Source organism: Mariluticola halotolerans, assembly GCF_021611515.1.
GTDB lineage: Bacteria > Pseudomonadota > Alphaproteobacteria > Rhizobiales > Devosiaceae > Mariluticola > Mariluticola halotolerans.
Genome location: NZ_CP090960.1, coordinates 1,168,390 through 1,181,394, shown reverse-complemented (window position 1 = coordinate 1,181,394; position 13,005 = coordinate 1,168,390). Strand labels below are relative to the sequence as shown.

The window sequence follows — 13,005 nt, the reverse complement described above, 5'->3', positions numbered from 1 at the left end:
CTTCGCGAAACCCCGAGAACCTTATGAATAGACTTGTTCGCAGACCAGAATTTGGCGCAATCGCAGCCTTTTTGTTTACCTATCTTTTTTTCGCTCTAACCACCGGCAATTCGGGCTTTGTCTCGATCAATGGCACGGCCGGCTGGCTAAATCTTGCCGCCGAACTCGGCATCATCGCCGTTCCCGTTGGCATGCTGATGATTGCGGGCGAGTTTGATCTGTCTATCGGTTCCACCGTCGGCGCCGCATCCATGGTGGTTGCGATCGGGACAAACTTTCTCGGCGTGCCGATATGGCCGATGATCGGTCTGGCCATCTTGCTCGGGGGCGCGATCGGCCTGGTCAACGGCCTCATTGTTGTCAAAACGGGCCTTGCGTCATTCATCGTGACACTGGCCACCAATTTTATCGTTATTGGCGCAACCATGGGCGTTTCGCGGCTTATCGCCAATGTGACCTCGAGCTCGATCATTTCCGATCCCCTGTCCAAGTTTTTGTTTGCCGCGCGTTTGGGGCAGGCCAACATATCCATTCTCTGGTGGGTCGTGGTGGCGCTAATCGGCGCGTTCGTGCTCGCCCGCACAAGTTTTGGTAACTGGATTTATGCGACCGGGGGCAATCTGACCGCAGCGCGCGGTGCCGGTGTGCCGGTTGAGCGGGTAAAGATTGCGCTGTTCGTTTCGACAGGCGTTGCTGCAGCGCTTGTCGGCATCTTGCAAGGTGTACAGTGGAATTCAGGTAACTCTACCTATGGCATGGGCTACGTGTTTCAGGCCCCGATCGTTGTTGTCATCGGCGGCGTACTGCTCGGGGGAGGGTACGGATCAGTGCTGGGCATATTTGTGGGCACGGCCATTTTCGGCGTGATCTCCACCGGCATTTTTTATACGGGCTGGAACACAGACTGGATCCAGCTGTTCCTCGGGGTTCTGCTCGGCGGTGCCGTGCTCGCTAACAATTATGTGCGCCGTCTGGCGCTGGCCGCACCGCAAGGATGAATGCCATGATGGATACCACACCAATTCTCGAATTGCGCAATGTCAGCAAGACTTTCGGCTCCACCCGGGCGTTGGAAGATGTGTCGCTTGCTGTCAAACCGGGGCGGATACTGTGCCTGCTCGGCGATAATGGCGCCGGTAAATCCACCCTGATCAAGGTGCTTTCAGGCTTTCATCCGCCAAGCCGGGGAACTGTCTTTTTTGAAGACAGGGAGATCCGTTTCAGCGGGCCGCGCGAGGCACGCAAACTTGGCATCGCAACGGTACATCAGGATGTCGGATCCATTCCGCTGATGAGTGTCGGTCGCAATTTCTTTCTTGGCGCCGAACCCACAAAGAGCCTGGGTCCATTCCGCACGCTTGATCTGGCAAAAGCCAACCAGATTGCGCTTGAGCAGATGCACAGATTCGGCATCACCCGGGTCAAAAATGGCGATCAACTGGTCGGCACCATGTCCGGCGGCGAACGCCAGGTTCTTGCCATTGGACGGGCAATGTATTTTGGCGCGCGCGTCCTCATTCTCGATGAGCCGACGTCAGCGCTTGGCGTCAAGGAAGCCGCTATTGTTCTGAAATTGATGAAACAGGCGCGCGCCGACGGCGTGGGCATCGTCTTTATCACCCACAATGCCCGTCATGCGATGGCTGTTGGGGATGATTTCACTGTGCTGATCCAGGGGCAGGTCGCGGCTGAATTCAAGCGCGGTGACAAGTCCCGTGAGGACGTTCTCAATCTCATGGCTGGCGGCGAACAGATGAGCGAACTCGAAAGCGACCTCGAGAACGTTGACTGAAGTAAGCGCGGCTGGCGCATTTAGGCCCGCGCGAGGCTGGAACAATGCCGGTCCGTCTCCGGATCGGTGCTGGCACCAGCAACGCCCGGGCCGGTCTTTTTGACGTAGTTGGCCGATTGCCTGGGGCCTGTGCAATGTCGTTACGTTGCACAGGCCCCGTTACGATTACACAGCCTGGAATAGCGTGCCGCGCCTTCGTCGCACGCAGCTGCCCCCCAGCTTGACTTTAAAAGCAGATGGGCTAGCCTCATCACCATGATGATCAAAACGCATTCGACCGTGCTAAAAATACATCGAGGCCGTCCCGTCACGGGACTGTAGCCCGAAGTTCGGCATTGCGCCTTTCGAACTTCGGGAGGTGTTGCCATCCATGCGGACGGCACAACGCGCGCATCCTTCACCATTGCAATTGTTTTCGCCGGGTCATCAACGCCCGGCCGGTTTTGGGCGAGATCATCATGCTGCACTCAATGACCATTGTCAGCGCCAAACGGCCTGATCCTGTGCGTGACTTGAACCACAAGGCCGTCGCGCCACGTTGTGCCAAATTTTGCCGTGTCGGCCAGGTGGGGTGACACCTGCCTGGCCATGTCCCGTTACCGCAAAAAACAAACGCACAGGACAGTGACATGAACACACATAACGAAATTTTTCTGACCCCGAAGGACTATGCCATTCTCGAGCATATGCTCGAAGATTTCGTGGGCAAGAATGAACGTCTGGTCAGCGCCATCCGCCGCAAGTTGAATACGGCGACGGTGGTCTTTGCCCAGGATCTGCCCGCCGATGTGGTGACCATCGGGTCCCGCGTCAGCTTTCAGATAAGCGGCAATCCGGTGGATGAGCGCGTGCTGGTCAGCGCCCTGCGCTACAAGGCCAACGGGCTCAATCTCTCTTTGGGCAGTCTCGAAGGGGTGGAGCTGCTTGGTCTCAGGGAAGGGGCGCGGGTGGAGGTTGATCTTGAGGGGCAGATTGAAAGCCTCAATGTGCTCAAACTCGTGTTCCAGCCCGAGGCCTCCGGCGGCGCGCGCATTGTCGCCGGGTCGCCACTCGTATCAGCCTGAGAGCGCCCGCACGGATTTTAAAGCCGGGCAGGGCAATTAAAAAAGGGGGCCGACAATGTCAGCCCCCTTTCGTCATTTTCGGGAACAGGTGATTTAGGTCGCAGCGCCTTCGCTGGCGGATTTGGCCAGCTTGGCGAATTTCGACAACACACCGCGCTTGTAGCGGGGTTCGGGCTGTTTCCATTTGGCGCGCCGCGCCGCGATCTCTTCATCGGGCACATTGAGCTGCAACAGCTGCTTGTGCGCATCGATGGTGATGCTGTCACCCTCATTGACCAGCGCAATCGTGCCGCCCTCATAGGCTTCCGGGGTGACATGGCCAACGACCATGCCCCAGGTGCCGCCAGAGAAGCGCCCATCGGTGATAAAGCCGACGCTGTCACCAAGCCCGCGGCCGATAATGGCCGAGGTCGGGGCCAGCATTTCGGGCATGCCCGGGCCACCCTTGGGGCCAAGATAACGCAGAACCAGCACGTCGCCAGCCTTGATCTTGTCCGAAAGGATGGCGTCCATCGCCGATTGCTCGTCGTCGAACACACGGGCCGGGCCGGTGATGATCGGGCTTTTGAGGCCGGTGATCTTGGCAACAGAACCGCCTTCGGCCAGATTGCCCTTGAGAATGGCCAGATGGCCTTCCTTGTAAAGCGCCTTGTCGAGGGTGCGGATAACGTCCTGATCGGCACGCGGCACGTCCGGCACATCGGCCAGCTCTTCGGCCATGGTCTTGCCGGTAATGGTCAGGCAGTCGCCATGGATCAGGCCGGCATTGAGCAACAGCTTCAACACCTGCGGCACGCCGCCCGCCTGATGCAGGTCGACGGCCATATATTGCCCGGAAGGCTTCAGGTTGCAGATCACCGGCACCTTGCGGCGTACGCGCTCGAAATCATCGAGCGTCCACTCAACCTCTGCCGCATCGGCAATGGCGAGGAAGTGCAGCACCGCATTGGTTGAGCCGCCCATGGCCATGATCAAAGCCACAGCGTTTTCAATGGACTTGCGGGTGATGATGTCACGCGGCTTGATGTTCTTCTTCACCGCTTCAACCAGCACGCGGGCCGATTCAGCCGTGGAATCCACTTTCTCGGAATCCGGGTTCGCCATGTTCGAGGAGAACATCAGCGACATGCCCAGCGCCTCGAACGAGGAACTCATCGTATTGGCGGTATACATGCCGCCGCACGAACCGGTTGTGGGGCAGGCATTGCGCTCGATACCCTCAAAATCCTCGTCGCTCATCTTGCCGGCCATATAGGAGCCAACAGCTTCAAACGCAGAAACGATGGAAAGGTCCTGGCCCTTCCAGCGGCCCGGTTTGATGGTGCCGCCATAAACATAGATGCCCGGCACATTGCAGCGTGCAATGCCGATCATGCCGCCCGGCATGTTCTTGTCGCAGCCGCCGATCACCAGAACGCCATCCATCCACTGGCCCTGCACGCAGGTTTCAATGCTGTCGGCAATCACTTCGCGCGAGATCAGCGAATATTTCATGCCCTCGGTGCCCATCGACATGCCGTCCGAAATTGTCGGCGTGCCAAAGGTCTGCGGGTTGGCACCGGCTTCCTTGACGGCAATCACCGCCGCATCGGCCAAAGGCTGCAGCCCGGCATTGCACGGGGTGATGGTGGAATGCCCATTGGCAATGCCGATCATCGGCTTGTCAAAATCTTCCTTCTCATACCCAAGGCCGTAATACATGGCCCGGTTGGGGGAGCGGGCGACACCCTGGGTGATATTTTTTGAACGATCATTACCGGCCATGAAAACTCTCCTCGCCTGACGGCAAACTGGCTTGATATTGGCGTCCAGTTTAGAGGGTTTATAAAAGACGTGGAAATATCTATTCTATAGGTTATTAGGTCGAAAAATATATCAGAGAACCCGATGGATCTGCGCCACCTCCGCCATTTCGTCACCGTTGCCGAGGAATTGCACTTCGGCCGCGCCGCCGAAAAACTCAACATGACCCAGCCCCCCCTCAGCCAGAGCATTCGTGCGCTGGAGGCGGAACTGGGCATGGCCCTGTTTGAACGCTCCAAGCGCCATGTGGCGCTCACCCCGGTCGGGGCACAATGGCTGCCGCATGCGCGGGCCTTGCTGGCATCAGCCGCGGATCTGCCCGTGGTGGCGCAACGCCTGTCGCGCGGCGAAATCGGCAGCCTGCGGCTGGCCTTTGTCAGCACCGCCACCTATGGCATGCTGCCGCTGGTCCTGAGCCATTACAAGGCGCAATTCCCGGCGGTCGAGGTAATTCTGCGCGAGGCGACCAGCGATGTGCAGATCGACGCGCTGCTCGACAACACAATTGATGCAGGCTTGCTCATCGCTCCGGCGCAAGCCATGCCGCCGCAAATCAGCTATTTGCCGCTGCACCGCGAAAATCTCGTCGCCGCCATTCCCGACGCCTTCATCCAAAGTGGCCGCATCGTGCCGGAAGCCGATGCGCTCGGCTTTTCCGCTATTGCCGGCGAACCACTGATCCTGTTCCCCCGGCAAAGCGCGCCCGCCCTTTATGATCTGATTGCCGGCTATTATACCGCCCACAATGCCGTGCCGGCTTTAGGGCAGCAGGCGGTGCAGATGCAAACGATTATCGGGCTGGTCTCTGCCGGGCTCGGCATTGCCCTCGTGCCCGCCTCAATGCGCAATCTGGCGCGGGCAGGGGTGACCTATCTGCCCCTCGCGGAAATGCCGCCGCTGATCGAAACCGGGCTGGCCTGGCATCGCACCAATGACACACCGGCCTTACGCCATTTCATCGCCACCGCTAGCGAACAGGCTGATCCTGAATTCAGGCCCTAGGCGCCACCGGGATTGATCATAAAAAAAGCCGCACACCCGGGGTCCCGGATGTGCGGCTTTTTTCCGGGACAGCGAAATTATTCGACGCCGTAAATCCGGGCGATATCGTCCAGCAGCAGATTGGCTGCGATGACGCCGCCAGCCGTGTTCCAGACAACATCATCAACCTTGTTGACCTTGCCGGCCTTGACCGCTTCCAGCTGCAACCAGATCGGATCGGCCAGATAATCGGCTTCTGCCTGAAGGGCTGCGCCATCACCATCGTCATAGGTGAAATAGACGATGCGGTCGCCATCCATGTCCGGAATGCTTTCCTTGCCGACGCGCAAGGCGAATTCCTCGACATTCTGGTTGGCCGGCCGGTCAAAGCCCAGCTTTTTCAGGGTCAGGCCCGAAAAGGAATCCAGCTGATAAATGCGGGTCTGGCTGGCCAGAAAGCGGATAACCGAGACCTTCTCTTTCAGATTGTCACCAAGCTTGGCCGAGAGATCCTTGATCCGGGCTTCGTAATCCGCCAGCACCTTGTTGCCTTCTTCGGTTTTACCCAGCGCTTCGGCATAAAGGCGGTAATTCACCTGCCAGTCGCCGCGCAGACGCTCGGACAGAACGGTGGGAGCAATATCGGACAATTGCGCATAAATTTCTTCGTGCCGCGCCTTGTTGCCGAGAATAAGGTCCGGCTCGAGCGCCGCGATCATTTCCAGGTTGATCGCGCTTTCCTTGCCGAGGCTTTCAACGCCCTGCATCTGTTCCGCAATGTGATCATACCAGGGATCGCCGAGCCATGACTGGGCCGCGCCGACCGGGGTTACACCCATCGACAGCAGCGCCTCGGTGCCTTCATTGGTCAGGATCACCACGCGTTGTGGCGCATCGGGCACGCTGGTCGTGCCCATCGCATGGGTCACATCACGCGCCGAGGCGGTGAGGGGGGCAACAAGGGCAAATACGCCCACGAATATGGGAAGCAAATGTTTCAAGGACATCGTTTCCAGCCTTTCAGTTTGGTTTGTTTGCAACCGCGGGTTGCGCCCCGCCGTTGGCCGTGGCATATCGCGATATAAATATGAAATGTCAATTCATATTATTTGGAATCATTCTAAACTACAGGCCATCGGAAACGACGTTATGGGGCGGCAAGCCTTTATATTTACAGGACTTTTTGTTGCGGTTCTCCTATGCATGCTGGCTAGCCTGCATCTGGGCCTTCGGCTCTATTCGCCTGTGGAAGTGTGGTCGGCCCTGACCACCGAAGCGGTGGACAGCACGGCGCTGGTCATCAAAACCCTCCGTCTGCCGCGCATGCTCATGGCGCCGGTTGTGGGGGCCGCGCTCGGCATTGCCGGCCTGCTGCTGCAAACCACAACCCGTAACCCGCTGGCCTCGCCAGCCTTGCTGGGGGTCAATGCCGGGGCGGCGTTTGCCGTGGTTATTGCTGTTTCCCTTTTCGGTGTTTCCGCAATCTGGCCCCTGGCCATGATCGCCGCCTGCGGTGCGCTGTGCACCACGGCGCTGGTCTTTGCCCTGTCAGCGGCTGCCGGCGGTGCCGCGTCACCGCTCAATACGCTGTTGGCAGGTGTCACGCTCGCCGCCTTGCTCAATTCCGGCGTCCAGATCGTGCTCATCACCGACGAGTCGACCATGGAACAGCTGATTTTCTGGCTCTCCGGCGGCTTCGCCGATCGCGACTTGTCTCTGCTAACCGTCGCCGCCCCTGTGATTGCCCTGAGCGCAGGGCTGGCGGTTGCCATCAGCCGGCCACTTGATTTGCTGCTGGCGGATGATGCCAGTGCCGCGGCATTGGGCGTGCCGGTCATGCAATTGCGTCTGGTCGCTTTGGGGCTGGCCGCAATGCTCGCCGGGGCGGCGGTGACAACGGCAGGGCCGGTGGCGTTTATCGGCCTGGTCGCCCCACACATGGCCCGGCGTCTCGGCGGGTTGTCGCATCGGGTGCTGGTGCCCATGGTTGGCCTTGTCGGGGCCATGCTGGCGCTGGTCGCAGATATAGCGGCCCGTTTCGTGATCTATCCCTCCGAAGCGCCGGTGGGGGCTGTGCTGGCCTTTGTCGGTGTGCCGGTTCTCGTTTTCCTGTTGTTGTCGCGTAAACGCGAGGGGCTGGCCGCATGACCGATATCATGGTCCGTGATTTTGCCAGCCGCCGTGCCAGCACGCCCTGGCTGGTGCCCGCCATTCTGCTGGCAATTCTGGCTGTTTTTGCGCTGGTCATGGTGTTCTCAATCGGCTTTGGCAGCACACCGATAACGCCCGACCGGGTGATTAGCGCGGTTCTTGGGCTGGGCAGTCGCACCGAGCAGGTCATCATCCTCAAACTGCGCATGCCCCGCGCGCTGCTGGCGATGGAGGCGGGGGCCTGTCTGGCGCTCGCGGGCCTTTTGCTGCAAACCGCCACCCGCAATCCGCTGGCATCCCCCTCTATTCTGGGCATTGTCGATGGAGCGGCGCTGGGCGTTGTGGTGTTCTTGTTCCTGTTCTCCAACGAGTCCAACGCGCTGGTCGTCAGCGTCAACTGGCAACCGGTCGCCGCTGCTTTGGGCGCTTTGTGTTTTGCCCTTGTGGTGGGTGGGCTGACCTGGCTCGACAGGCGCGGCATGTCGCGCATGATCCTTTACGGCATCGCCATGGCGGCACTGGCCAGCGCCATGGTGACCATCATGATCATTGTCGGCCCCGTCTACCGGGCGACCCAGGCCCTGACATGGCTGGCAGGCTCGGTCTATGCAGCGCACTGGAATGACGTGATGATCGTTGGCGGCATATTGGCGCTTGCCGTGCCCTTCCTTCTGCTCTTGCCAAGGGACATGGAGCAATTGTCGATGGACGACCAGTCGGCGCGCGCCTCCGGGCTTGCGGTCACACCTGCCTTTATTGCGCTTGTAACGCTCTCGGTTGTGCTCACCGCAACGGCGGTTTCCTTTGTTGGCGGTGTCGCCTTTGTTGGTCTTCTGGCACCTCATGCGGCCCGCCTGATGGTGGGGCACAAGGCAATTCCGTTGATTGTCGCCAGCGCCCTGATCGGCGCGACGATTGTTGTCGCAGCCGACCTTCTGGGGCGGGTTGCCTTTGTCCCCATCGAAGTGCCAACCGGTGCCATTACCGCAATAATCGGCGCGCCTTATTTCCTGTGGCTATTGATCAGACGGAGCAGATCCCATGCATGACATGCGCAAACCCGCAATGGCCCGTTTCGACGCGGTCGGTTTGGGCTATGGCACCAAAATGGTGTTTGACGCGCTCGACCTGACGCTGAATGCCGGTGAAGTGACAATGTTCTGCGGCCCCAATGGCTGCGGCAAGTCGACAGCACTCAAGGCGCTGCGCCGCCTGATGAAGGCAAAATATGGCGATATCTTCCTCAGCGGTGAGGCGATTTCGTTTTTGAGTAACAAGCGGTTGGCGCGCGAAATGGCGATGTTGACGCAAGCGCCCTCAGCGCCTGAGGACCTGCTGGTCGAGCAACTTGTTGGCATGGGGCGCTATGCGCATCAGGGGCGCTTTGCCGGGTTGACGGCCAAAGACCGCGAAATGGTCGATTTCGCCATGACGGCCTGCAATCTGCAGGAACTCGCAAAACAAAGCCTTGGCACACTCTCGGGCGGCCAGTTGCAGCGTGCCTGGCTGGCAACGATCCTGGCGCAGGACGCGCCGGTGATCCTGCTCGATGAACCCACCAATCATCTCGATATCACCCACCAGATCGAAACCCTCGAGCTGATCCGCAAAATGAATGCGGAGGAGGGGCGCACGGTCGTGCTGGTGCTCCACGATCTCAATCTTGCCGCCCGCTATGCCGACAGCATGGTCATGTTCAATCAGGGCAAAGTGGTGGCGCAAGGCACGCCCGAACAGGTGATGCGTGAAGAGGTGATCAGCGACGTCTTTGCCATTGGCTGCCGGGTGATTTCCGATCCGGTACACGGCAAGCCGCTGTGCATTCCTTATCCGCGCGAAACCGCCTGACCGGTTTATCCGGCCGGGGTGAGTATCTCGATACCCAATAGATCGCGCAGGGTCCGGTCCCGCCGGGCCAGATCTTCGATCGTATATTTCTCCAGCACGGCCAGAAACGCGCGCAACGCCTCGGCAAGTGCGGTGTTCACCTCGCAACTGCCCACCAGCGGGCAGTTTGTGGTGCCATCCTCAAAACATTCTGCCAGCGCAAAACCGTCCTCGGTCAGCTCAATCACCTCACGCATGGTGATGTCACTGGCGGCGCGGCCGAGGCGGACACCCCCATTGCGGCCACGCACCGTCTGCAACAGGCCATTATCGACCAGCGGCTTGATAAACTTGAACAGGGACAACTCGGAAATATCATAGGCATGCGCAATGGCGCTGATCCGGCTTTGCTGCGGCGCGTTAACGGCGCAATAGACCAGCGTGCGGAGCGCGTAATTTGCCTGCTTGGTAAGTTGCATAAGCGGTTCCTGTGCCTGATCCCCTAAAGGATAGGGGGCTTGCCCACGCGATACAAGGGCGCGTTCGCCTGGAGAGAAAACCAGCATGGACCCTGGTAGGAATCGGGCGGAAAATGCAATTTGCCGCGAATTATTCCATAACTGTTCAACTATGATAAGCCGACGAAATATCATTTTACTTAACTAATACGATATTTCATCCTCATTCTAATGTTGAGGAGAGCGGGTGTTGCAGTTCGTCCATGTGAATGAAATAACCATGCATTATCAGGAGATTGGAGCCCCGGATGGGCGCCCGACACTGGTATTTGTCAACTCTTTGGGCACGGATTTCCGCATCTGGCGCGATGTGGTGGTGCGCCTTGCCGGTGAAGCGCGCATTATAACCTATGACAAGCGTGGCCACGGCCTCTCGGGCATCGGTAATGCACCCTATGCCATGAGCGATCATATCGCCGATCTGGCCGGGCTGCTTGATCATCTGCAAATTCAAAATGCTGTCATCTGTGGCGTATCCGTGGGCGGCATGATCGCGCTCGGTCTGGCGGATAGCCGCCCGGATCTGGTGTCAAAGCTGGTGCTGTGCGACACCGCCCACAAAATCGGCACCCCCGATTTCTGGAACGAGCGGATCGCCCGTATCGAGGCCGAGGGGATAGGGGGCATGGCAGCTTCCATTCTGGAGCGCTGGTTCACCCCTTCATTCCGCGCGCCCGATAATGCCGATTTCGCCGGCTATCGCCACATGCTCGAGCGTCAGCCCCTGGCCGGTTACACCGGCACCTGTGCCGCCCTGCGCGATGCCGATCTGACAGCGGCAGCGCTGAAACTCGCGGTGCCGGCCCTTTGTCTTGTGGGCGATCAGGACGGCTCGACACCACCGGATCTGGTCAAGTCCATGGCAGACCTGATCCCGGGGTCAAAATTCGAGATTATCAGCGATGCCGGGCATTTGCCGAGTATCGAACAACCCGAGATTTTGGCCGGTCTGGTCAAACAGTTTTTGGCTGCGGCCGCGCAAGAGGAAATCTAGCATGAATGATACACAGGTTCCCGCGGGGCGTTTCGAACAGGGCATGAAAGTGCGCCGCTCGGTTCTGGGCGATGTGCATGTGGACAAGACCGAAGCCAGTAAATCAGGCTTTGATGCACCGTTTCAGGAACTGATCACGGAAACAGCGTGGGGCAACGTCTGGGCGCGCCCGCAATTTTCCAAGCGGGAACGATCGATTGTCACCATCGCTTTGCTGGCCGCTCTGGGGCATGATGAGGAAGTGGCCATGCATGTGCGTGCCACGGCCAATACCGGCGCAACCCGCGACGATGTGTGCGAGGCATTAATGCATGTGGCGGTCTATGCTGGCGTGCCCGCGGCCAATCGCGCCTTCAAGATAGCCAAGGAAGTTTACGCCAAAATCGACGCTGAACAGGCGGAATAGCCAGAACTGGCAGCAGGCGCGTTCCGCACCGGGAAACGCATTGGAATATGGACTAGGAGATTTCCGTGTTGTCACTAAACACGGGGGCAATCTCCGCCAGAGGAGGAAGTGATGGACAACAGGAAACCCGAAACCGGCGCGTTTTTTCAGCGCGACCTGGAAATGCATCCCCCGGCCTACGCGCCAGGATACAAGACCAGTGTGTTGCGCTCCCCGCAATATGCAAAGCTCTCGCTGAATGCGACCCTCTCGGAAATCACCGGCCCGGTTTTTGGCCATGATATTATCGGCGAATTGGACAATGACCTGATCCACAATTTCGCCAAGCCGGGCGAAAGCGCCATTGGTGAACGCATTATCGTGCATGGCCGGGTGGTCGACGAGCGCGGTGTCGGCGTCAGCGGCGCGCTGCTCGAATACTGGCAGGCCAATGCCGGTGGCCGCTACCGCCACAAAAAGGAAACCTATCTGGCCGCCATCGACCCCAATTTCGGCGGCTGCGGACGTTCCATCACCGATGAGAACGGCTATTACCGTTTTCGCACCATCAAGCCGGGCGCTTACCCCTGGCCGAACGGCGTCAATGACTGGCGTCCCGCCCATATCCACTTCTCGATTTTTGGCCATGGCTTTGCCCAGCGCCTGATCACCCAGATGTATTTCGAGGGTGACCCGCTGATCCCGCTCTGCCCGATTGTCAAAACCATTCCCGATCAGGGTGCGATCGACCGGCTCATCGCGCCGCTCGACATGGCCAATACCATCCCCATGGACGCCACCGCCTACAAGTTCGACATCGTTTTGCGCGGCCGCCGTTCGACCCTGTTTGAAAACCGTCTGGAGGGCAACTGATATGGTACAACCGCTCAACTATCTCAAAGAGACAGCCTCCCAGACCGCCGGGCCTTACGTGCATATCGGCCTGACGCCCAATTTCTGCGATATCAACGGCGTTTACGCCGAGGATCTTGGCACGCGCATGGTCAACGACAAGACCAAGGGCGAACGCATCACCATCAAGAGCCGCGTGCTGGACGGCACCGGAACGCTGCTGCGCGATGCGCTGGTGGAGATCTGGCAGGCCGATGCCGAGGGGCTTTATAATTCCCCCTCTGAAATGCGCGGCGCGGCCGATCCCAATTTCACCGGCTGGGGGCGTTGCCCGGCCGATATGGATACCGGCGAATTCGTCTTTGAAACCATCAAGCCGGGCCGGGTGCCTTTTATCGACGGGCGACTGCAAGCCCCGCACATCACGTTCTGGATCGTGGCGCGCGGCATTAATCTCGGGCTGCAGACCCGCATGTATTTCTCTGATGAGGAAAAAGCCAATGCCGAGGACCCGATCCTTGCACGCATTGAGCACAAAATGCGCGTGCCGACCCTGATCGGCAAGCGTGACGGCAATAGTTACACATTCGATATCCGTCTCCAGGGCGAAGGCGAGACGGTGTTTTTCGACATCTAGG

14 protein-coding genes are annotated in these 13,005 nt (G+C 59.1%); 11 read left to right on the top strand and 3 right to left on the bottom strand.

The genetic code is table 11. The features are described from left to right. Positions 1 to 23 precede the first annotated feature (23 nt). The 3 genes from L1P08_RS05710 (at position 24) to L1P08_RS05700 (ending at position 2,856) form a co-directional block, all read left to right on the top strand. Entirely contained in the window at positions 24 to 998 is a 975-nt protein-coding gene (locus L1P08_RS05710; RefSeq protein ID WP_303619038.1) for an ABC transporter permease, read from the top strand. Positions 999 to 1,003: 5 nt separating this feature from the next. Continuing rightward, on the top strand, positions 1,004 to 1,792 hold the full coding sequence (locus L1P08_RS05705; RefSeq protein ID WP_303619037.1) for an ATP-binding cassette domain-containing protein: 789 nt from the start codon (positions 1,004 to 1,006) through the stop codon (positions 1,790 to 1,792). A 629-nt stretch (positions 1,793 to 2,421) separates the two neighbouring features. Then, positions 2,422 to 2,856, top strand: coding sequence for a GreA/GreB family elongation factor (locus L1P08_RS05700; RefSeq protein ID WP_303619036.1), 435 nt, complete (start codon positions 2,422 to 2,424; stop codon positions 2,854 to 2,856). 93 nt (positions 2,857 to 2,949) lie between these two features. Here L1P08_RS05700 and ilvD read toward each other — a convergent pair whose 3' ends face one another. Then, complete coding sequence (gene ilvD / locus L1P08_RS05695; RefSeq protein WP_303619035.1) at positions 2,950 to 4,620, bottom strand: dihydroxy-acid dehydratase; 1,671 nt, start codon at positions 4,618 to 4,620, stop codon at positions 2,950 to 2,952. 123 nt (positions 4,621 to 4,743) lie between these two features. Between ilvD and L1P08_RS05690 the strand changes: the two genes are divergently transcribed. Beyond that, positions 4,744 to 5,661, top strand: a complete 918-nt coding sequence (locus L1P08_RS05690) for a LysR family transcriptional regulator (RefSeq protein ID WP_303619034.1) — start codon at positions 4,744 to 4,746, stop codon at positions 5,659 to 5,661. Between the two features lie 77 nt (positions 5,662 to 5,738). Here L1P08_RS05690 and L1P08_RS05685 read toward each other — a convergent pair whose 3' ends face one another. After that, the gene (locus tag L1P08_RS05685) at positions 5,739 to 6,647 is read right to left on the bottom strand and encodes an ABC transporter substrate-binding protein (protein ID WP_438268440.1); all 909 of its coding nucleotides are present in this window, start codon (positions 6,645 to 6,647) and stop codon (positions 5,739 to 5,741) included. 196 nt (positions 6,648 to 6,843) lie between these two features. Here L1P08_RS05685 and L1P08_RS05680 point away from each other — a divergent pair, with 196 nt between their 5' ends. The 3 genes from L1P08_RS05680 to L1P08_RS05670 are packed head-to-tail and all read left to right on the top strand — an operon-like array spanning position 6,844 to position 9,639. Beyond that, complete coding sequence (locus L1P08_RS05680; protein WP_303619032.1) at positions 6,844 to 7,788, top strand: FecCD family ABC transporter permease; 945 nt, start codon at positions 6,844 to 6,846, stop codon at positions 7,786 to 7,788. Then, positions 7,785 to 8,840 (top strand): FecCD family ABC transporter permease, encoded by a 1,056-nt coding sequence (locus tag L1P08_RS05675; RefSeq protein WP_303619031.1) that lies wholly within the window; start codon positions 7,785 to 7,787, stop codon positions 8,838 to 8,840. Before L1P08_RS05680 ends, L1P08_RS05675 begins: the two co-directional genes overlap by 4 nt. Next, a complete protein-coding gene (locus tag L1P08_RS05670; RefSeq protein ID WP_303619030.1) occupies positions 8,833 to 9,639 on the top strand; it encodes an ABC transporter ATP-binding protein in 807 nt (268 codons plus the stop codon). The genes L1P08_RS05675 and L1P08_RS05670 overlap by 8 nt, the downstream gene beginning before the upstream one ends. Before the next feature lie 5 nt (positions 9,640 to 9,644). Here the strand turns inward: L1P08_RS05670 and rirA are convergent, their stop codons facing one another. Continuing rightward, complete coding sequence (gene rirA / locus L1P08_RS05665) at positions 9,645 to 10,097, bottom strand: iron-responsive transcriptional regulator RirA (protein ID WP_303619029.1); 453 nt, start codon at positions 10,095 to 10,097, stop codon at positions 9,645 to 9,647. A gap of 229 nt (positions 10,098 to 10,326) precedes the next feature. On the opposite strand from rirA, the gene pcaD reads away from it, so the two are divergent. The 4 genes from pcaD (at position 10,327) to pcaG (ending at position 13,004) form a co-directional block, all read left to right on the top strand. Next, positions 10,327 to 11,130: a 3-oxoadipate enol-lactonase gene (pcaD, locus tag L1P08_RS05660; RefSeq protein ID WP_303619501.1), complete on the top strand. Its 804-nt coding sequence runs from the start codon at positions 10,327 to 10,329 to the stop codon at positions 11,128 to 11,130. Position 11,131: 1 nt separating this feature from the next. Further along, positions 11,132 to 11,536, top strand: a complete 405-nt coding sequence (gene pcaC, locus L1P08_RS05655) for a 4-carboxymuconolactone decarboxylase (RefSeq protein WP_303619028.1) — start codon at positions 11,132 to 11,134, stop codon at positions 11,534 to 11,536. A gap of 111 nt (positions 11,537 to 11,647) precedes the next feature. Beyond that, complete coding sequence (gene pcaH / locus L1P08_RS05650) at positions 11,648 to 12,388, top strand: protocatechuate 3,4-dioxygenase subunit beta (protein WP_303619027.1); 741 nt, start codon at positions 11,648 to 11,650, stop codon at positions 12,386 to 12,388. Position 12,389: 1 nt separating this feature from the next. Continuing rightward, complete coding sequence (pcaG, locus tag L1P08_RS05645; protein ID WP_303619026.1) at positions 12,390 to 13,004, top strand: protocatechuate 3,4-dioxygenase subunit alpha; 615 nt, start codon at positions 12,390 to 12,392, stop codon at positions 13,002 to 13,004. Position 13,005: the final 1 nt, after the last annotated feature.

Excerpts from the sequence above, each read along its gene's own strand:
- L1P08_RS05685 (WP_438268440.1), bottom strand. The coding sequence starts at position 6,647 with ATGTCCTTGAAACATTTGCTTCCCATATTCGTGGGCGTATTTGCCCTT.
- pcaC (WP_303619028.1), top strand. The coding sequence starts at position 11,132 with ATGAATGATACACAGGTTCCCGCGGGGCGTTTCGAACAGGGCATGAAA.
- L1P08_RS05680 (WP_303619032.1), top strand. The coding sequence starts at position 6,844 with ATGCTGGCTAGCCTGCATCTGGGCCTTCGGCTCTATTCGCCTGTGGAA.
- L1P08_RS05705 (WP_303619037.1), top strand. The coding sequence starts at position 1,004 with ATGATGGATACCACACCAATTCTCGAATTGCGCAATGTCAGCAAGACT.
- pcaG (WP_303619026.1), top strand. The coding sequence starts at position 12,390 with ATGGTACAACCGCTCAACTATCTCAAAGAGACAGCCTCCCAGACCGCC.
- L1P08_RS05710 (WP_303619038.1), top strand. The coding sequence starts at position 24 with ATGAATAGACTTGTTCGCAGACCAGAATTTGGCGCAATCGCAGCCTTT.
- rirA (WP_303619029.1), bottom strand. The coding sequence starts at position 10,097 with ATGCAACTTACCAAGCAGGCAAATTACGCGCTCCGCACGCTGGTCTAT.
- L1P08_RS05700 (WP_303619036.1), top strand. The coding sequence starts at position 2,422 with ATGAACACACATAACGAAATTTTTCTGACCCCGAAGGACTATGCCATT.
- L1P08_RS05675 (WP_303619031.1), top strand. The coding sequence starts at position 7,785 with ATGACCGATATCATGGTCCGTGATTTTGCCAGCCGCCGTGCCAGCACG.
- pcaH (WP_303619027.1), top strand. The coding sequence starts at position 11,648 with ATGGACAACAGGAAACCCGAAACCGGCGCGTTTTTTCAGCGCGACCTG.
- L1P08_RS05670 (WP_303619030.1), top strand. The coding sequence starts at position 8,833 with ATGCATGACATGCGCAAACCCGCAATGGCCCGTTTCGACGCGGTCGGT.
- ilvD (WP_303619035.1), bottom strand. The coding sequence starts at position 4,620 with ATGGCCGGTAATGATCGTTCAAAAAATATCACCCAGGGTGTCGCCCGC.
- L1P08_RS05690 (WP_303619034.1), top strand. The coding sequence starts at position 4,744 with ATGGATCTGCGCCACCTCCGCCATTTCGTCACCGTTGCCGAGGAATTG.